The sequence below is a fragment of the Arthrobacter sorbitolis genome (genome assembly GCF_054510995.1).
Window position 1 is genome coordinate 47,973 of the sequence record NZ_JBTNDM010000003.1, and the last position, 17,960, is coordinate 65,932.

Sequence of the window (17,960 nt, forward strand, 5' to 3'; positions counted from 1 at the left end):
CCGATGTTGGTGGTGGCTTCCCCCAGTAGACGCCGGAAAGGGCGCCGAATCATCGGCGCGGCGAAACTTTTCCTGCCGCCTCCCTCCCGCGCCCGTGCAGCCGTCGCTACGCTCGGATGCATGCAGCCCGCCACCACGACCCGGGGGACACCGCCGGGGGCCGACGACACGGCGCCGTTCGAACGACTCCTGGAAGCGTCGCGACGCGAGCTGACGGGCTACTGCTACCGGATGCTCGGTGCCGCGTCCGAGGCCGAGGACGCCGTCCAGGAGACCATGATCAAGGCCTGGTCGAAGCGGGAATCCTTCGCCGGGCAGTCCTCCCTCCGCACCTGGCTGTTCCGCATAGCCCACAACGTCTGCATCGACATGCTCCGTAGCCCGCAGCGGCGGGCCCGGCCGATGGACCTCGGCCCGTCCACGCGGACGGCGGAGGCTGTGCTCGGCGCCCCGCGCACGGAGAGCGTCTTCGTGCAGCCCATCCCCGATGCACGCGTGATCGACCTGTCGGGGGATCCCGCCGTGGTCGCGGAGGCCCGGGACACCGTCCGGTTGGCCTTCGTGGCAGCCCTCCAGCACCTGCCGGCGCTCCAGCGGAGCGCGCTCATCCTCTGTGAGGTGCTCCGCTGGTCCGCCGCCGAGGTCGCGGCGCTCCTGGAGGTGACTCCGGCGTCGGTCAACAGCGCGCTGCAGCGTGCCCGCAGGACGATGGCCGCTTACGAGCCCGCGGCGCCGATGCCCCTCGAGGACCCCGCGCACAAGGCCCTTCTGGCGAAGTACCTGGCGGCCTTCGAGTCCTACGACATGGACGTGCTCGTGTCGTTGCTGCGTGACGACGTGGTCCTGTCCATGCCGCCCTTCGACCTGTGGCTCAGCGGACCCGCCGACGTCATCGCCTGGTTCGTGGGCAAGGGCAGCGTCTGCGAGAACGGGCGCCTCCTCCCCCTCGACGTCAACGGTGCGGGAGGGTTCGCCAACTACCACTTCGTGGAGCCGGGGCTCTGGGAGCCGTGGGCGATCCAGGTCATCGAGACCGACGGCGAGCGTATCGTCGGCCACCACAATTTCCTGTACCCGGAGATGTTCGGGGCGTTCGGGCTCCCGCCGGTCATCGACGAGCGGCAGACGGCGGCCGGCGGCTAGCCGTGCCGCCTCCTGGTTCCGTCATCGGCACGTCGCGGGAGGACCAGCCGGGTACCGATCGCGTTCAGGACGGAGATGACGAACGCGGCCAGGATCGTCGTCAGCGGACCTCCCAGCTGGAGTGAGCCGCTGAACACGGCGGCCAGCCAGAGCAGCACGGCGTTCACCACGAGGGAGAACAGCCCGAGCGTCAGCAGCGTGAGAGGCAGCGCCAGCAGCCGGAGCACCGGGCCCACCAGCGCGTTCACGAGCCCGACGACGGCCGCGGTCACGATGAGCCCCGACAGCCCACCCGTCACCTGGACGCCCGGGACGAGCAGCGCCGTGATGGCGAGGACCACGACGAGGACGAGCCACTGGAGGATCAGGGCACGGAGCAACCGGACCACGGATACTCTCCTTTCGACGGGGCAGGGCTGGTCAACGGACGATCGTGGGACGCAGGAGGTGCGTCGTCGCGGCCGGAGCGGCTACGCCGAGGCGGGACCCCGCCGCGATCGCCTCCCGCCGGGTCCCGACGCCCAGCTTCCGGTAGATGCCCCGGATGTGCGTCTTCACGGTGTTCGTCGAGATCTGCAGGTCGTGGGCGAGCTCCTCCACGGTGGCGAAGGTGGGCAGCAGGGCGAGCAGTTCCTCCTCCCGCGGGGTGAGTGGCGGGCCGATGAGCGCCTCCGGTGGGCAGGCATGCCTGCCGATCAGGTCGATCTCGCGCCGGTAGCGGGGGAAGTGGTGGCGGTCGGTCTCGAGGGCCTGCCGCACGGTGTCGCCGGCGTAGGCGAAGCCGCGGACCGTGCGGTGCCGGGCCGCGATCGCCAGCGCCTTCTCGAGCGCCTCCCGTGCCTTGAACGTCCGCTCCTCCTGGAGTTCCACGCGTGCGAGGAGCGCCCACGCCGCGACGAGTCCCACCCGACTCTGGCTCGTGACGAACTCCGAGGTGACGCTCGTCAGGAGCTGGCGCGCCCTTGCCAGCTGGCCGGAGGCCACGAACTCCCAGGCCGAGATGGTGTGGAGTTCGCCACTGATGCCCTGGCTCCTGCGCAGATCCGCCTTGAGCCGGGTGAGGTCGTCGGACCGCCGGAGGGACAGCATCATCTCGGCCACCTGCAGGGAACACAGGGCGACGTCGGCGGGGAAGGCCCCGGCGGTCAGGTCGAAACGCACCCTGTCGAACAGTTCCTCGGCGATCTCCGCGCGCCGGCCGGAGGTCGGGAAGGAGAGGATCAGGGCCAGCTTCCCTGACGAGTGGGCGACGATCGGCGCGGCGGTCAGCGCCCTGAACACGAAGGCGTTGTGCAGGCCGGCGCCGTCGTCGTCGAGGACGTGGAACGCCGCCCATGCCGCGATCAGGTGCGCGGGACGGAGCCGGGGGCTGTACCGGAGGCCGTGCTCCTCCCCGTGCCGGATGGCGGCCTGTGCCTGGGCGGACGCCTCCGGGAAGTCCTCGGCGATCGTCGCCAGCGAGGCGCTGGCCATGCCGGCGTCGATCACCGCACCCGGGTTGGCCCGGGCGCCCGCCGTTTTCAGCGCCCTCCGGGCCAGCGTCCGGGCCTCCGGCACCCTCACCGCCGCGATGAGGGCCGCCACCTGGATGTTCAGCACGAACACCCGGACATCGGGCGCCACGTCGTCGAGGTCGAGCCGATCCAGCAGCGCGACCGCCTCGGCAGCCCGGCCCTCCAGGAGCAGCAACTGCGCCTCCAGCCCCACGTCCAGGGTGTCGAAGGGAGGCGCCAGCCGGTACGGGGGGTTCCCGCCCGGGCCTCCCCGCCCGGCGGCGGTCCGCGCCGCCTTCTCGGGGTCCCCCTCGGCGAGGGCGATCAGGCACTCGAGCAGCGCGAGTTCCCCGGACGTCGTCGGGCCGATCTCCCGCACGGCGGAGGCCAGGACCCGCAGGTCGTTCTGCCAGAGCAACTGCAGCCCCGAGACGCTCACGACGTGTCGCAGCAGGCCCTCGTCGTGCGCCCTGCCGGCATGGTGGAGTGCGAGCGCGTGATGTCCCTGCCGGAGCCGGTGCGGTGCCATCCGCGCATGGACCACCTCTGCGTCCGACCGGGCGCTGCCAGGAGCGGCTTCCGCGAACCACCGGCCCAGCAGACGGTGCAACCGGAACCGGTCGGGAGGTCCGGCACCCTGCACCGTCACGACCATCCCCGTCTCCCCCGCGGTCCGTGCCACGAGCTGCGCCCCGTCCGTCCGGTCCAGCGCCACCTCGAGGTCCCCGGCGGTGAAGGGCTCGATCAGGGCCATGGCCGCGAGCGTGTCGCGGATCGCCGGGCGGTAGGACCTGAAGAGCGGGCCGCACAGCCTCTCGAGCAGTGGTTCCCCGCCGTGCGCGTCACCCGGCGACAGCGCGTCCGGTGCGGCGGCGCGGTGGGCCTGGGCGACGGCGGCAGCCCAACCCTCGGTGGTGTCGAGCAGCATCTCGACGTCGGGCCGTGCCGGCGCGAAGAGCTTCCTGATCTCGCGCCGGCGCATGACCAGGTCCTCCTGCGCCAGGCACCCGACCGTCCCGTCGAGATCCATCTTGTACAGCGAGCGGAGGTCGGGCGTCCTGCGCCCGCACAACAGGACCGTCACCGTGGCAGGGGTCCGCTCGATCAGGTAGTCGAGCTCGGTCAGGAGCACGCGGTGCGTGAGGTGCTCGCAGTTGTCGAGGACGAGAAGCACACGGGCCCCGCTCTCCGCGCACCGGTCGATCAGTGCGTCGATCATGGCCATCCGCAGGGAGGCGTCGTCGTCGGGCCCCTGCAGGCCCGCCTCCTCCCCCGTGAGCGCGACACCCAGCAGGTGCCAGAAGCGTCCGGGCCGGTTGTCCGAGGGATCGAGCGTCACCCAGGCGACGTCGTCGCCCGCCTCGCGCCGCAGGCGCGTCCACTCGCCGGCCACCGCGGTCTTGCCGAAGCCCGCAGCGGCGGTGACGAGCAGGATGCGGCCACCTGCCTCGTGCAGGGCATCGAGGCGATCGGTCAGGCGCGGTCGCGGGACCTCGCGCTCGTCGCGCTCGGGGGCCCGGGTCTTGCGCCCCGCCACGCTGGTCACATCCACGCACCCCTCCCCGCGATCTCGTCGTGCACCGGGCCGGCATCAACCCCGATGCGAGGGTGCATCAAGTGTGATCCCGATGCGGGGGTTGGCCAAGGGAGTCGGCCGAGTATGACGCCCGGATGCGTCACCCCGCAGGGGCCCGGCTGCTTCTCACTCGGGCGCGAAGGCCGCGCGCAGTGCGTTCTCGTCGTCGCGACTGAGGTTGGTCTCGAGCAGTTCCGCACGCACTCCCCGGAACGCCTCCGCGACGCGATCCGGCACGGCGTCCGAGCTCAGGAGGAACAGTGCCGAGGTCCCGGGCGTGACCCTCTCCCGGATCCGCCGGATGAACGAGTCGTCGATCCCGACGTCGGCGAGGGAGCCGCTGAGGGCGCCCACCGCCGCGCCGATGGCCACTCCGAGCAGCGGGACGAAGAACAGGATGCCGAACAGGAAGCCCCAGAAGGAGCCGCCGAGCGCGCCCGCGCCGGTGAGGTTGTGGAGTTGCCGCGTCTTCGGCTTCTTGGCGTCCGAGGCCCAGGACACGACGGCGGCGTCGTGCACGCGGATGAGTTCCTTGCTCTGCAGGTCGAGCAGCATCTGCTCGGCCCCGCTCGCGCCGTCGGCGTCGTCGAACTTCCACACGGAGAGTGTTGCCATCGTTCTTCCTCCTCGAGCCGTGCCGGAGCTTTTCCGGCCCGCTGACCAACCTGCCCCCTTCCTGCGCGGGGAGTATCACCCGTAGGGGGTGAGACCCGCGGGCGACCCGCCTGATGCCGCGGGCAACCGCGACCAGCGCTGGCCGGACCGGCCGGCCGGACCACCCGGTGGGGGTGAGGATCGGGTGGAGCGCCCGAGCCGATGATGGAGGGATCACCCCACGGAGCAGGAGGTACAGGCAGCATGAGGGTCGGACCCGTCGACGTCTTCGTCTACACCTTCCCCGGTGCCGACGTAGCACCGGCCGTGCTCGAATCCTTCGGTGATGCCGTGCGCGTGGGTGCCGTGGCCCTGATCGACGTGGTGGTGCTCCGCCGGGCCCCCGACGGGGTACTCACCGTCTTGGACCTCGACTCGGGGCTCCGGGACGACTGGAAGGACCTCGTGGTCGACGGCGAGGCCATGACCCTGCTGAGCGAGGCGGACATCGCGCTCGCGTCGGGGCATGTCGGCGCGGGCGAGGTCGGCCTCATCGCTGCCGTCGAGTACCGCTGGGCCGAACGCGTCGCCGAACAGGTGCGCCACAGCGGCGGAACCACCGCGCTCCATGCCCGGGTCCCCCACGAATCCGTGATCAGGGCCTTCCTCGCCGACGGCGCCGCGGCCACCTGACCCGTCCAGATCCGGAGGCACCGATGCCCGCCAGCCGCCGCCATCGTCCTGGGCTGCTCGCCCCGGCGTCCTCCGGTGCGCCCCTGTGGCCGCCGGTGTTTCCTGACCCCGCGACGACTCCGCCGCACGCGCCCGGCGCGGGCGACAGGGCGCGATCCGTGCTCCCGCTCCTCGAAAGCCTCGCCCGGCTCGCAGAGCTCCGGGACCGCGGACTGCTCACGGACGCCGAATTCGCGGTCGCGACGACATATCTCCTGCAGTGAACCCACGCTTTTGTGGGTAAGAACACATTCGTTCTCCACCGTGCCGGCTTTGTGTCGAAATACCGGTGGGTAAGCGATAGGGTCTGAATCTGGGGTCAACGAATTCGTCCGGACAATGCAGGAGAATAAGATGTCACAGCGGGTACAGGTCCATCTGGTGGATGACCTCAATGGTGAAGAAGCACAGGAAACGGTTCGATTCAGCCTCGACGGCACGAACTACGAAATAGACCTCACGGAACAGAATGCGGAGTCGCTGCGCTCCGCCCTCTCGGGGTATGTCGACAAGGGGCGCAAGGCAGGGTCCGGCAAGCAGCCGTCCGCGAGTCCGAAGGCGACCCCGCGTGCCAAGCGGGAGGACACCCAGCAGATCCGCCGGTGGGCGCAGGACAACGGCTACAACCCGAGTTCGCGCGGCCGCATCACCCAGTCGATCATCGACGCCTACAACGAGAGCCGCTGACCGAGCGGGCCCGATGATCACCGTCCACCTCCGCTACGAGATCGACCCCGACAAACTCGCCGACTTCGAGGAATACGGCAGGCGCTGGATCCGACTCGTGGGCAGACTGGGCGGTAATCACCACGGGTATTTCCTCCCGAGCGAGGGCGACAGCGATATCGCCTATGCCCTCTTCACGTTTCCCTCGCTCGCTGATTACGAGCGGTATCGCGAGGAGGCGGCGACGGACCCGGAGTGCATCGACGCCTTTCGCCTGGCGCGGGACAGCAAATGCATCCGCCGGTACGAGCGCCGTTTCCTCGCGCCGGTGTTCGGCTAGGCCGGCACTAGGGGCACCGCGCCCAGGCCACCGCCGCCGGGGCGCTCTCGAAATACCGCGTCTCCGACAGGGCCTGCTCCAGGAACCCCGCGATGACCTGGTCCACCGGTCCGGTCCCCACGAGCGCGGTGCGTGAGGCCAGGGACGCCTCGAGGAGGAGGGAGCGGGCCTGCGCGGTGATCCCGACCAGCCCCTGCAGATGCACGACGAGCGGCACGTGGTAGCCGTCGGACAGTTCACGGACCCCGTCGTAGGAGCCGAGGACGTCCGTCGGGGTCAACCGCGAGCCGGGCGCCCACCACAGGAGGAGCAGCCCTCCCCGGTCTTCCAGGCAGTGCTTGCCCGCACAGTGCCGGCGCGAGCCGGGCCGGTGCGGCGGGCCGGGACAGAGCCGCGACGGCGCGGCACTCCCGAGAACTGTGTCACTCACTTCATGCCTCCAGGGACGAACGGATCCTCGCTCCCAGCGACCGAATATCTCCACTCTGGCACGGCCGGATCACCCGCCCGGCGATTGCGGACAGAAGCGGGTAGTCGACCCTGTACAAATCGAGTGGTCGGTGACATCATCCCGAGTGATCGGCACCACACCGCCGGTCGGGAACCGGGTCGACGCCAACGGGGGCCACGATGTCAGCACCAGGAACAACAGTCCTCGCCATCGGTACGAAGAAGGGCCTGTGGCTCGCCTCGAGCCCCGACCGGGAGACCTGGACGCTCTCCGGACCGAAGTTCCTCATGGAGGAGATCCCGAGCGTCGGGATCGACACCCGCGGCGGGCGCACCCGACTGTTCGCCGGCCGCATGTCATGGCACTTCGGACCGTGCATCGCCCATTCGGACGACCTCGGCGAGACCTGGACCGAGCCGCAGGAAGGCAGCATCCGCTTCGACGCGGACGAGGGCGTCGCACTGGAACGCATCTGGCAGATCCAGCCCGACGCCGAACACCGCCCCGGCGTCGTCTGGGCCGGCTGCCAGCCCATCTCGGTCTGGAAATCGACCGACCACGGCGAGACCTTCGAGCTCAACCGCGGCCTGTGGGACCACCCGCACCGGAGCGAATGGGGCGCCGGCTTCGGCGGGGCTGCCGCCCATACCGTGCTGCCGAGCCCGGCCGACGAGACGCTCCACGTCGCGATGAGTACCGGCGGCGTGTACCGCTCCGACGACGGCGGCACGTCCTGGCAACCGCGGAACAAGGGCATCAGCGCCTACTTCATGCCCGACCCGGACCCGGAGTTCGGCCAGTGCGTGCACAAGGTGGCCCGTGACGCCGTCGACCCCGACCGCCTGTTCGCCCAGAACCACCACGGTGTGTACACGAGCACCGACCGCGGGGACTCGTGGCAGTCCATCGCGGAAGGATTGCCGGCGGACTTCGGCTTCGTGATGCTCGCCCACCCCCACCGCACCGGCACCGCGTGGGTCATCCCCCTCAAGGCCGACGGCGAGCGCATCCCGCCCGAGGGCCACCTGCAGGTGCACCGGACGGACGACGGCGGCGCCACCTGGGAGGCCCACGACGCCGGCCTGCCCCGGGCGGAGTACAACGCCGTGCTCCGTGATGCCGCGTGCGTCGACACGGCGGACCTTCCCGGCGTCTACTTCGGGACGCGCGGCGGCACCGTCTACGCGAGTGCCGACGAGGGCCGCACCTTCCGGGAGGTGGCGAGGAACCTGCCGGACGTGCTCTCGGTCCGTGCCGCCGTCGTCCCGGCCTGAACGGCGTCCCATGACCGCGACGAGCCCCGTGACCGTCCTGATCCCGACGCTGCTCCGCCCCTACCTCGGCGGCCTGAGCGAGGTCAGCATGAGCCTGCCCGGCCCCGGCGACGTGGCCTCACTGCTGGACAGCCTGGGTGAGGGGCGCCCCCTGCTCGAGCAGCGCATCCGCGAGGAGACCGGTGCGCTGCGGCGCTACGTCAACATCTACGTGGACGGCGAGGACGTGCGTCGCCTGGACGGTCTCGGCACGCCGGTCCCGGCGGGCGCGACCGTCATGATCATCCAGTCGGTCGCCGGAGGCTAGGGCTGGGACACCGCGTAACCCAGAGTTAACGGCGCCCGCCGGATGCCGAAACGTGGCGCTGCCTACGATGACTCAGCGCTGCGTGCCATCCCCGGTCCGGCACCCCTTCGGGTGCACCCCGGCCCAGTCCCGTCCGGCACGCACCGGCGCCATCACGGAAAAGGACTTCCCATGGACTCTGGAAACGTCGCCTGGATTCTCGCCAGCTCCGCGCTCGTCTGTCTGATGATCCCGGCACTGGCCCTGTTCTACGGAGGAATGGTGGGCTCCCGCCGCATCCTCAACATGATGATGATGTGCTTCGGCGGAGCGAGCCTCGTCGCGGTGCTGTGGGCGATCTTCGGCTACTCGATGGCCTTCGGCAACTCGGTGGGCGGGCTCGGGCTGATCGGGGATGTCGCCGAATACGCCGGCATGGGCCAGCTGCTCGCCGAGGACCCGGCCGCCTCGATCCCGCCCATCCTCTTCGCGGGCTTCCAGCTCTTCTTCGCCTGCGTCACGACGGCGCTCGTGGCCGGCGCCGCGGCAGGCAGGATGAAGTTCGGCGCATGGATGATCTTTGCGGGCGTCTGGGCCACCCTGGTGTACTTCCCGGTCGCCCACTGGGTCTTCGCCTTCACCTCCGAGGACGGATCGGTGGTCGGCGGGTGGATCGTCAACAACCTCGGCGCCGTCGACTTCGCCGGCGGCCTGGCCGTGCACATGAACGCGGGCATCGCGGCACTCGCCCTCTCGCTCGTGCTCGGCCGCAGCCACGGCTGGCCCAAGGTGGACCATGCCAAACCCCACAGCCGGCCGCTCGTCCTCGTCGGTGCCGGCCTGCTGTGGGTGGGCTGGTTCGGCTTCAACGCAGGGTCGGCCCTGTCCGCAGGGCAGGCCGCGTCCGTGGTGTTCCTCAATACCGCGGTCGCCGCCTCGGCAGGACTGCTCGCCTGGGCCCTCGTGGAGCGGGTACGCAACGGGGCCGCCACGAGCATGGGTGCGGCCTCCGGCCTCATCTCCGCCCTCGTCGCCATCACCCCGGCCTGCGGGGCGGTCAGTCCCATGGGCGCCCTGGCCATCGGTGCGATCGCCGGAGCCGTCTGCTCGCTGGCGATCGAGCTCAAGTTCCGGCTGGGCTTCGACGATTCGCTCGACGTCGTCGGCGTCCACCTGATTGGCGGCATCCTGGGCACTCTGCTCATCGGTTTCTTCGCCACGCCCGACGCGCCGAACGGCGTGGCGGGCGTGTTCTACGGCGGCGGGTTCGAACTGCTCGGCATCCAGTCGCTCGCGACGGTCGCCGTGCTCGTGTACTCCTTCGTGGTCACGTGGGTGATCGCCCAGGTCATCCAGCGGACCATCGGCCTCCGGATCGAACAGGAGGACGAGCTGCGCGGCATCGACATCGCCGCCCACTCCGAGTTCGCCTACCTGACCGACGAGGACCCCGTGGACCTCGGAGCGCCCCGCAAGTAGCCCTTCACGCCCCGACAGAAGACCGCCCGACGTCCAGGTCGGGCGGTCTTTCGCGTCCCCCAGGCTACGGGCCCGCCGGTCCGCAGGGCCCCCGTGCTAGAGCCGCAGGGCGCTCAGCCGCTCGAGGGCGTCGCCCGGCCCCACCGTGGCGATGCCGTGCGCCCGCGCCCAGGACGCCAGCTCCTCCATGATCGCCTGGGAGACGCCGGACCAGCGGGCGTACGGCAGGACGTAGATGGAGTCGACGTCGGCGCGGGTGGCATCGAGGAGTCGCAGGCCACCACAGCCGACGGGCTGTCCCGTGGCCAGCTCGTAGGCGATGAGGAAGACGGCGACACCGGCTCCGTCGTCGGGCGCTGCCGGTACGGGTGCGGGCGACCGGCCGCGGTCGCTCTCCGCACGCAGCGCCTCCCGCAGCCCGACGGCCACCGGGTTGGTCCAGGGGACGTATCTGACCCTCAGCGTCTGCATCGCAGCCTCCTATGGAAGTGGTCTGCTGACCCACGTTACGCAGCGGCGGTTTCGGCGGCGTTTCCGCCCGCGAAACTTCAGGTGCACTGCTGTCCCGGATCGGGCGATGGACGGCCCCCCACCTCTGGCTTTCCTGAAGAAAGCCTCCTACTCTGGACCCGCCACGAGTACCGGCTGACGCAGAGGGGGGAGGGCGCCCTGCCCGTCCTGAACGCCCTGATCAACTTCGCGGAGGAGCACCTGGACGCGCCCTCTCCCGCGGCCCATATGCAGGTTCTCCATGCGCCGTGCGGGCAGCCGACGGCGAGCGCCGACCGCTGCGACACCTGCGGGGAGTCCCTCACGGCTGCCACGACGTCCTGGGTGAGCTTCGCCCGCTCGGGCCGCCCCGTCCCGCTGGCGACGGCGGCCGTCCGGTGAACGTCGGCGAGGCGCCGGCAGGGCATCGCCCCCGGATCCATCCGGCCTGGATCGTGGCCGCGGTCGCCTTCCTGACCCTGGTGGGAGCAGCCGGCTTCCGCGCCGCCCCGTCCGTCCTGATGGTGCCGCTCGAGCAGGAGTTCGGCTGGTCGCGTGGCGTCCTGTCCCTGGCCGTCAGCATCAACCTCGTGCTCTTCGGGCTCACGGCGCCGTTCGCCGCCGCGCTCATGGAGAGGTTCGGCGTCCGCCGGGTCACGTCGCTCGCACTCCTGGTCATCGGCGCCGGCAGCGCGCTCACGGTCTTCGTCCGTGAGCCCTGGCAGATCCTGCTCACCTGGGGGGTCCTGATCGGGCTGGGCACGGGGAGTATCGCGCTCGTGTTCGCGGCGACGATCGCCTCCACCTGGTTCGTCCGGCGGCGCGGACTCGTGGTGGGCATCCTCACGGCCGGCAGCGCCGCGGGCCAACTGGTGTTCCTGCCGGTGATGGCGGGCCTCGTCGAGACCGCGGACTGGCGGATCGCGTCCCTGGTCGTCGCGGCCGGCGCACTCGCGGTCATCCCGCTCGTGCTCCTCTGGCTGCACGACTCGCCGGCCGACGTCGGCGCGCGCCCCTACGGCGAACCCCCGGGGCTCGCGGACACCTCGGAACCCGTGCCGGCCGGAACGACCAATGCCGCCGTCAGGGCCCTGCGTGCCCTCCGTGCCGCGTCGCACCACCGCACGTTCTGGGCCCTGGCTGCCGGCTTCGCGATCTGCGGGGCCACGACGAACGGACTGGTCGGCACGCACTTCATCCCGTCCGCCCACGACCACAGCATGGCGACGACGACGGCGGCCGGCCTCCTCGCCGTCGTCGGGATCTTCGACATCGTGGGGACCATCGCCTCCGGCTGGCTCACCGACCGCTTCAACCCGAAGGTGCTCCTCGCCGTCTACTACCTGTTCCGCGGGGTCAGCCTGTTCGTGCTGCCGGCCCTGCTCGCGGCGACAGTACAGCCGCCGATGGTCGTCTTCATCGTGATCTACGGGCTCGACTGGGTGGCCACCGTACCGCCCACCGTCGCGCTCTGCCGGTCCGCCTTCGGCGCCGACGGCGCCCTCGTCTTCGGCTGGGTGTTCGCCGCCCATCAGCTCGGCGCCGCTGCCGCGGCGGGAGGCGCGGGACTGATCCGGGACACCACCGGCGAGTACACGATCGCGTGGTTCGGGGCGGCGGGCCTGTGCGCCGTCGCCGCACTCCTCACCTTCCTGGTCCGGCGGGACACCGGGGAGCATCCCGGCACCGACACACCGGCGGTCGGGGCCGGACGGGCCCGCGGGAGTGCCCGGACCGCCTGACCCGGCCTCCCCGATCCCGGCCGATCCCGCCCGATCCCGCAGTATCGGCCGGTAGGCAGCGGAATCCCGGCGTTCTAGACTGGCCCGCAGGAGCCCCGCCACCGCCATCGGGAGGACCAGCAGTGACCTCGCGCACGTCCTTCGAAGAGGACGAACTCCTCGCCCTCGTGGAGCGGGAGCGCCGCGCCCTCCGCATCCTCGACGCCTTCCCCTCGGTACGGGCGCGGGAACAGTACCGGCGCGCCGCCCTCGAGGTACTGATGTACCGGCTCGGGCACCAGGGAACCGGGCGCTAGGTCAGACGCGGAACCGGACCACGGATCCCGGCCCGAGCTGCGCCGCCCTGTCGAGGTCCGCAGCCGCCACGACCGCGATGACCGGATACCCTCCCGTGACCGGATGATCGGCGAGGAACAGCACCGGCAGGCCCGACGGCGGGACCTGCAGCGCACCACGCACCGTACCCTCGCTCGGCAGCTCCCCGGCCCGGGCCCGGACGAGAGCCGGCCCGTCGAGGCGGAGGCCGATCCTGTTGGACCGGGCCGTCACCGTCCAGTCCGTCCCGCACAGCCGGGCGGGCACGTCGTCGAACCAGTCGTCGCGCGGACCGGGGATGACGCGCAGCACCTCGGGCCACCCGGCCCGCCTCGGCTCCTCCGGGTTCCCGACCGTCGATCCCGGAGCCGCCCGGCCCACCGCCAGACGCGTGCCGGCCGCGAGGGCGGGCGGTCCGAGCCCCGACATCGAATCGGTGGACCGGCTGCCCAGCACCTCCGCCGCCTCGAACCCGCCCCGCACGGCCGTGTAGGTGCGCAGTCCCGACGCCGGGGGCGACTGCCGCAGCACCTCGCCTGCGCACAGGAGGAACGGAGCGCAGAGGACGGGGCCGCGCTCCCCGCCGTCGGGCAGGGAGATCGTCAGCTCGACGTCGGCGCCTGCAACCGCCAGCACGTGATCCTCCTCCGCCGCCAGCACCAGACCGCCGTTGAGGCTCTCGACCACGGCGTGCCCGGGCGCATTGCCCACCAGCCTGTTGGCCTGCCGGAGGGCGGCGCGGTCGAGCGCACCCGCCCCCGCGACGCCCAGGGCCATGAGGCCGGGCCGGCCCAGGTCCTGCAGCGTGCTGTAGAGGCCTGGCTGGACGACGGTCAGCCCCGCGAACGCCGGGATCGCACCCGTTCCGGGGAGCGCAGGATCGGCCACGGGAGCGCTCACGGGAGCGGCAGGCGGACCCGGGATCGGCCGTGAGCGGAGGTCGACGAGCTCGCGCACCGCGGTGAAGCGGACCCTGTTGCCGGGACCGATCAGCGCGGGCCCGCTCCGACTGATGTCCCACAGGACCGCGTCGGTACGCCCGATCAGCTGCCAGCCTCCGGGCGACTCCCGCGGATAGACCGCCGAGAACGGCCCCGCGAGCGCCACAGACCCGGCCGGGACCGCCGTGCGGGGGGAGTCACGCCGGGGGACGGCGAGCCGCGGATCACCGCCCGTCAGGTAGGCGAAGCCCGGCGCGAACCCCCCGAAGGCGGCGACCCACGGAGTGGTCGTGTGGGCCGCGACCACGGCGTCCCTGCTCATTCCCGTCCGTGCTGCGACCTCGGCGAGGTCGGCACCGTCGTACTGCACCTCGATGGTGATGAGCGTGTCGTCCGGCCCGACGGGCTCGGACAGGTCGATCGTGCGGAGCCGCGCGGCGAGGGCTGGGAGCTGCCGGGATTCCTCGACCGTGACGAGGACCGTCGTCGCGGCGGGCACCACGTCCACCTGCCCGTCGACCGGGCGCTCGCGCAGTTGCGCCTGCAGGCTGAGCACTTCCGGCAGGCCGGGCAGCTCGACGAGCAGGGCATGGTCGCCGACGGGCCGCAGCGGAAGGCCGCCCGGGTCGCTCCTGCCGCCCGGAGCGGCGTCGTCAGGCGAAGGCACCGATGTCCACGCCGGCGGACGCCAGGGCCCGGCGCACCGCCGCCGCCATTCCGACGGCCCCCGGGGTGTCACCGTGCACGCAGATGCTCTCGGCGGCGATGCGGATGCGGGAGCCATCGACCGCCACCACCTCTCCGTCCGTCGCGATGCGCAGGACGTGCTCGACGACGTCGGACTCCGCGTGCAGGACGGCGCCGGGCTCCCGCCGCGACACGAGCGCGCCGTCGGGCTGGTAGGCGCGGTCGGCGAAGGCCTCCACCACGGTCCGCAGCCCCGCGGCGCGCGCCTCGGCCTCGATCACGGTGCCGGGCAGCACCAGCAGCGGCAGCGTGCCGTCGACCTCGCGGACCGCCCGGACCACGGCACGAGCCTGGCGCTCGTGGACCGCGATCGTGTTGTACAGCGCGCCGTGCGGCTTCACGTACCTCACGGTCGTCCCGGCCGCGCGGGCCAGGGCCTGGAGTGCGCCGATCTGGTAGACGACGTCGTCGGTCAGCTCGCCGGGGTCCATGTCGATGAACCGCCGGCCGAATCCCGCGAGGTCCCGGTACCCGGGGTGCGCGCCGACCGCGACGTCGGCGGCAGCGGCCGCGGCGCAGGTCGCGCGGATGCCCGCCGGATCGCCCGCGTGGAACCCGCAGGCCACATTCGCGCTGGAGACCGAGGCGATGATGCCCGCGTCGTCGCCGAAGGTCCAGGTGCCGAAGGACTCGCCCACGTCGCTGTTGAGGTCGATTGCCATCTGGTCTCCTGGTCCGCCGGAGTGTCCGGGAAGGTGCCGCCCGCCATCGGGTCGGGTCCGCCGCGTGGCCGCCCCGCCGTCGTCGTGTCCTCAGGGGTCCGAGCGGAACCCGATGAGCTTGTGCGAGCCGTCGCAGTACGGTTTTAGGACCGACGCCCCGCAGCGGCACAGGGCCACGGTGCGGCGCGTGCGGGGCAGTTCGTCGCCGTCGGCGCCGACCAGCTGGAAGTCTCCGCGGATCAGCAGCGGGCCGTCGGGGCACGCGACGACGGAGACGGGAGCGGCCTTGCCCGAGTTCAGCGGGTGCGCCGGGGCGGGAGCTGCCCCGTCGTCCACACCGTCGAGGGCATCGGCGCTCACGAGGCCATCGCCCCGGAGGTGCGCAGGGACGAGCGCCCCTCTTCCCACGCATCCATGATGTGGACCGTCATGACGGAGCCGACGGCGAGGGCCGCCGCCGCCCCGAACAGGACGTCCGCCAGGAGGTGCGGATCGGACTCGACGAGCCCGCCCGCCATGTCACGGCCGGCGATCTGCTCGTGGACGGCGTCGGCCTCGACATGCTCGTCGAAGTATCCGGTGGCGTCCTCACCGTACCCGTGGCGCGCGAAGCCCCGGGAGTACAGGCGGTTGGGCTGGGAGGACGTCATCTCGTAGGCGGCGAGGTGCCCCACGATCGCACCGCGCAGGCGGCGGTTCAGCCCGAAGAGGGACATCAGGTTGTTGGAGGCGAGCGTGATGGCCGGCACGGCGTCCAGATAGGCGCCATAGGTGTCGTCCATGCCCAGCTCGCGCATCGTGCGGGCGAAGAGGACCGAGTGCATGCGCGGCAGCAGCCCGTTGCCGTACTCGTCGGCCTGGATCTCCACCAGCGCGGCCTTCGCCCTCCCCGTCAGGCGCGGGATGGCCCACGTGTGGGGATCGGCCTCCCTGAGCTGGGAGACGGATCTGTGCGCGAGGAACTCGCGCAGCTGGTCGTGCGATGCCGACTTCGCCACGAAGCGCGACATGCTCGGACCGGAATCCTCCCCGGTCAGGCGGAACAGCTCGGCGCACACCGCTTCGCTGGTGGCGGCCGGCGGTGTCCCGACGACCGTCTCGGCGCGAACCCCGGCCTCGAAGGCCGCCTCGATGCGCTGCCGCACAGCCAGCAGGTGGGGATTCCACTCCCAGTCGTCGCCCGCCCCGTCGATCCCGCTGTAGTGCAGTTCGTACAGGCAGAACAGGGTGAGCTGGAGGTCCTCGTCGTGCAGGATGTCCGGCGTCCGGGCCAGCGATGCCTCGACGACGGCCTCGAGGCGGTCGAGGGATTCCTGCTGCGATGCGACGGTGCCGCCGATCACGGCCAGGAGCAGTGCGCTGGCGTCGCCACGCGGTGAGGGTTGCTTCATCAGGGACCTCTTCTCTCGGTTCGACCGGCCCGGCCGGGCATCGAAACCAAGCGTACTTCCCTTCTCCCAGGTGGCACGGCCCAGGACCGGCGCGACGACGCCGGACCGCAGGTGCCCGGGGGAACCTGCGGTCCGGCGTCGTCGGTGCTGCACCGGAACAGAAGTCCCGGGAGGGAATCCGGCGGTCGGGTGTGTGCCGCGCCTAGGCGCGTCCGGCCCTGTCACGGGCGCCGCGGCTCAGGGCCAGGGCGAGCCCGATCATGCCGACGCCGAGGACGAGGTGCAGCCAGTTGTCCGCGCTGTTCACCGGCACGAAGTTCGCGGCCGAGTCCTGGCCGATGACGAGGCCGTAGATCCACAGGACGAGGTAGATGATGCCCCCGCCCAGGAGGTACGTGCGCGAACCCGACACGGTCTTCGCCATCGCGAGCCCGGCGATGCCGAACAGCAGGTGGACGATGTTGTGCAGGACCGACACCTGGAAGAGGCCGAGAAGCTTCGCCTCCGACTGGTGGCCGGCGAACATCAGCGTGTCGTAGTCCGACGTGATCCCGGGGATGAATCCCAGGATCCCGACGAGCAGGAACACGACGCCCACCGCCTGTGCGGCGCGCTGCAGGGTCGTCCGGCGACCATCCGCCGTCCGGTCGTTCGTATCTGCCATCAGACTCTCCTTCTCTCAGGGTCGGCCGCTATCCGCGGTTCAGTTTGTCCTGCACGGTGCCGGCGAGCTTCTCGACGGTGTTGGGGATCTCCGTGGTCCCGTAGAACCGGGAATCCGGATGCGTGGGCGGGCCCATCGGCGCGGACGTCGTCGGGCCCTCGTGGTAGGTGAACTCACCCTTGCCGTCCGGGGTGGGACCGGAGGCCCAGCTGCCCTCGGACGCCGTCTTGCCGTCGGAGAAGTTGAGGTACTGGTAGGACACCTCGCGCAGTTCCTTCTTGATCGGGAAGTTGCTGGGCACCGGCATCTGCTCCATCTTCGACTCCTGCAGCTCACGCGCCGCCGCGGTCCACTGGTTCTGGTGCATGGTGTCCCGCGCCAGGAGGAAGGACAGCATGTCCCGAACCCCGTGGTCGTCGGTCATGTGATAGAGCCTGGCGACCTGCAGGCGACCCTGCATCTCGGCGTTGGCATTGGCGGTGAAGTCCGCCAGGAGATTGCCGCTGGCGGTCAGGTAGCTGCCCTGCCAGGGGTTGCCGTTGCTGTCCGCGGCGCGCGCACCGGCGCCGGCGACGATGGCCTGCTGCATGTCGGTGCCGCCGATGACGGCGGCGACGGCCGGATCGGCCTGGAGGGAGTCCTCCGTGATGCCCAGCGGCGCCTTCTCCAGCAGCCGGGCGATCATGATCGCGAGCATCTCGACGTGGCCCATCTCCTCGGCGCCGATCCCGAACAGCAGGTCCCGGTACTTGCCCGGGATGTGGGCGTTCCAGGCCTGGAAGCTGTACTGCAGCGCAACCGTGATCTCGCCGTACTGGCCACCGAGGACCTCCTGCAGCTTCCGCGCGTAGATCGCGTCGGGCCTGTCAGGGGTGGCCTTGTACTGAAGCTCCTGCTTGTGAAAAAACACGGGTGGTTCCTCCCCACATCGGGTCCGCCCGGGCAGGGTCCCGCTTCTTCTGGAAGCGGCCGCGG

Annotated in this window: 22 protein-coding genes; 11 read left to right on the top strand and 11 right to left on the bottom strand. The window is 71.3% G+C overall.

Annotated elements, in window-relative coordinates:
- Positions 1-120: 120 nt before the first annotated feature.
- Complete coding sequence (locus ACX80K_RS08630; RefSeq protein ID WP_459271457.1) at positions 121-1,143, top strand: sigma-70 family RNA polymerase sigma factor; 1,023 nt, start codon at positions 121-123, stop codon at positions 1,141-1,143.
- On the opposite strand, the gene ACX80K_RS08635 is transcribed toward ACX80K_RS08630, so the two are convergent.
- The 3 genes from ACX80K_RS08635 to ACX80K_RS08645 form a co-directional block, all read right to left on the bottom strand.
- On the bottom strand, positions 1,140-1,532 hold the full coding sequence (locus tag ACX80K_RS08635) for a phage holin family protein (protein ID WP_459271458.1): 393 nt from the start codon (positions 1,530-1,532) through the stop codon (positions 1,140-1,142). The genes ACX80K_RS08630 and ACX80K_RS08635 overlap by 4 nt on opposite strands.
- Positions 1,533-1,563: 31 nt before the next feature.
- The gene (locus tag ACX80K_RS08640; protein WP_459271459.1) at positions 1,564-4,188 is read right to left on the bottom strand and encodes a LuxR C-terminal-related transcriptional regulator; all 2,625 of its coding nucleotides are present in this window, start codon (positions 4,186-4,188) and stop codon (positions 1,564-1,566) included.
- 150 nt (positions 4,189-4,338) lie between these two features.
- Positions 4,339-4,827: a DUF1269 domain-containing protein gene (locus tag ACX80K_RS08645; protein WP_459271460.1), complete on the bottom strand. Its 489-nt coding sequence runs from the start codon at positions 4,825-4,827 to the stop codon at positions 4,339-4,341.
- Positions 4,828-5,070: 243 nt separating this feature from the next.
- On the opposite strand from ACX80K_RS08645, the gene ACX80K_RS08650 reads away from it, so the two are divergent.
- The 4 genes from ACX80K_RS08650 to ACX80K_RS08665 all read left to right on the top strand — a co-directional run bounded on the left by ACX80K_RS08650 (position 5,071) and on the right by ACX80K_RS08665 (position 6,544).
- Positions 5,071-5,499, top strand: coding sequence for a DUF6325 family protein (locus tag ACX80K_RS08650; RefSeq protein WP_459271461.1), 429 nt, complete (start codon positions 5,071-5,073; stop codon positions 5,497-5,499).
- A 23-nt stretch (positions 5,500-5,522) separates the two neighbouring features.
- A complete protein-coding gene (locus ACX80K_RS08655; RefSeq protein ID WP_459271462.1) occupies positions 5,523-5,762 on the top strand; it encodes an SHOCT domain-containing protein in 240 nt (79 codons plus the stop codon).
- A 130-nt stretch (positions 5,763-5,892) separates the two neighbouring features.
- On the top strand, positions 5,893-6,225 hold the full coding sequence (locus tag ACX80K_RS08660; RefSeq protein ID WP_459271463.1) for a histone-like nucleoid-structuring protein Lsr2: 333 nt from the start codon (positions 5,893-5,895) through the stop codon (positions 6,223-6,225).
- A 13-nt stretch (positions 6,226-6,238) separates the two neighbouring features.
- Positions 6,239-6,544, top strand: a complete 306-nt coding sequence (locus tag ACX80K_RS08665; RefSeq protein ID WP_459271464.1) for an NIPSNAP family protein — start codon at positions 6,239-6,241, stop codon at positions 6,542-6,544.
- A 7-nt stretch (positions 6,545-6,551) separates the two neighbouring features.
- On the opposite strand, the gene ACX80K_RS08670 is transcribed toward ACX80K_RS08665, so the two are convergent.
- Positions 6,552-6,974, bottom strand: coding sequence for a hypothetical protein (locus ACX80K_RS08670; protein WP_459271465.1), 423 nt, complete (start codon positions 6,972-6,974; stop codon positions 6,552-6,554).
- Between the two features lie 200 nt (positions 6,975-7,174).
- On the opposite strand from ACX80K_RS08670, the gene ACX80K_RS08675 reads away from it, so the two are divergent.
- The 3 genes from ACX80K_RS08675 to ACX80K_RS08685 all read left to right on the top strand — a co-directional run bounded on the left by ACX80K_RS08675 (position 7,175) and on the right by ACX80K_RS08685 (position 10,034).
- Positions 7,175-8,269, top strand: coding sequence for a WD40/YVTN/BNR-like repeat-containing protein (locus ACX80K_RS08675; RefSeq protein ID WP_459271466.1), 1,095 nt, complete (start codon positions 7,175-7,177; stop codon positions 8,267-8,269).
- A gap of 10 nt (positions 8,270-8,279) precedes the next feature.
- Positions 8,280-8,576 carry a MoaD/ThiS family protein gene (locus ACX80K_RS08680; RefSeq protein WP_258062614.1) on the top strand — a complete coding sequence of 99 codons (297 nt, stop codon included), beginning with the start codon at positions 8,280-8,282 and terminating at the stop codon, positions 8,574-8,576.
- Positions 8,577-8,747: 171 nt separating this feature from the next.
- Positions 8,748-10,034: an ammonium transporter gene (locus ACX80K_RS08685; RefSeq protein WP_459271467.1), complete on the top strand. Its 1,287-nt coding sequence runs from the start codon at positions 8,748-8,750 to the stop codon at positions 10,032-10,034.
- Between the two features lie 96 nt (positions 10,035-10,130).
- Here ACX80K_RS08685 and ACX80K_RS08690 read toward each other — a convergent pair whose 3' ends face one another.
- On the bottom strand, positions 10,131-10,505 hold the full coding sequence (locus ACX80K_RS08690; protein ID WP_459271468.1) for a GNAT family N-acetyltransferase: 375 nt from the start codon (positions 10,503-10,505) through the stop codon (positions 10,131-10,133).
- Between the two features lie 267 nt (positions 10,506-10,772).
- Here ACX80K_RS08690 and ACX80K_RS08695 point away from each other — a divergent pair, with 267 nt between their 5' ends.
- The 3 genes from ACX80K_RS08695 to ACX80K_RS08705 all read left to right on the top strand — a co-directional run bounded on the left by ACX80K_RS08695 (position 10,773) and on the right by ACX80K_RS08705 (position 12,561).
- Positions 10,773-10,925 carry a hypothetical protein gene (locus ACX80K_RS08695; protein WP_459271469.1) on the top strand — a complete coding sequence of 51 codons (153 nt, stop codon included), beginning with the start codon at positions 10,773-10,775 and terminating at the stop codon, positions 10,923-10,925.
- A complete protein-coding gene (locus tag ACX80K_RS08700; protein WP_459271470.1) occupies positions 10,922-12,265 on the top strand; it encodes an MFS transporter in 1,344 nt (447 codons plus the stop codon). The genes ACX80K_RS08695 and ACX80K_RS08700 overlap by 4 nt, the downstream gene beginning before the upstream one ends.
- Before the next feature lie 122 nt (positions 12,266-12,387).
- Positions 12,388-12,561, top strand: a complete 174-nt coding sequence (locus ACX80K_RS08705) for a hypothetical protein (RefSeq protein ID WP_459271471.1) — start codon at positions 12,388-12,390, stop codon at positions 12,559-12,561.
- Between the two features lies 1 nt (position 12,562).
- On the opposite strand, the gene ACX80K_RS08710 is transcribed toward ACX80K_RS08705, so the two are convergent.
- The 6 genes from ACX80K_RS08710 to ACX80K_RS08735 form a co-directional block, all read right to left on the bottom strand.
- Positions 12,563-14,188: a 5-oxoprolinase subunit B/C family protein gene (locus ACX80K_RS08710; protein WP_459271472.1), complete on the bottom strand. Its 1,626-nt coding sequence runs from the start codon at positions 14,186-14,188 to the stop codon at positions 12,563-12,565.
- Entirely contained in the window at positions 14,175-14,930 is a 756-nt protein-coding gene (locus ACX80K_RS08715; protein WP_459271473.1) for a LamB/YcsF family protein, read from the bottom strand. Before ACX80K_RS08715 ends, ACX80K_RS08710 begins: the two co-directional genes overlap by 14 nt.
- A 90-nt stretch (positions 14,931-15,020) precedes the next feature.
- Positions 15,021-15,290, bottom strand: coding sequence for a CDGSH iron-sulfur domain-containing protein (locus tag ACX80K_RS08720; protein ID WP_459271474.1), 270 nt, complete (start codon positions 15,288-15,290; stop codon positions 15,021-15,023).
- Positions 15,287-16,321 (bottom strand): iron-containing redox enzyme family protein, encoded by a 1,035-nt coding sequence (locus tag ACX80K_RS08725; RefSeq protein ID WP_459271475.1) that lies wholly within the window; start codon positions 16,319-16,321, stop codon positions 15,287-15,289. The genes ACX80K_RS08720 and ACX80K_RS08725 overlap by 4 nt, the downstream gene beginning before the upstream one ends.
- A 202-nt stretch (positions 16,322-16,523) precedes the next feature.
- On the bottom strand, positions 16,524-16,985 hold the full coding sequence (locus ACX80K_RS08730) for a DUF4383 domain-containing protein (protein WP_459271476.1): 462 nt from the start codon (positions 16,983-16,985) through the stop codon (positions 16,524-16,526).
- Between the two features lie 28 nt (positions 16,986-17,013).
- The gene (locus ACX80K_RS08735; RefSeq protein ID WP_459271477.1) at positions 17,014-17,895 is read right to left on the bottom strand and encodes a manganese catalase; all 882 of its coding nucleotides are present in this window, start codon (positions 17,893-17,895) and stop codon (positions 17,014-17,016) included.
- Between the last annotated feature and the right edge of the window lie 65 nt (positions 17,896-17,960).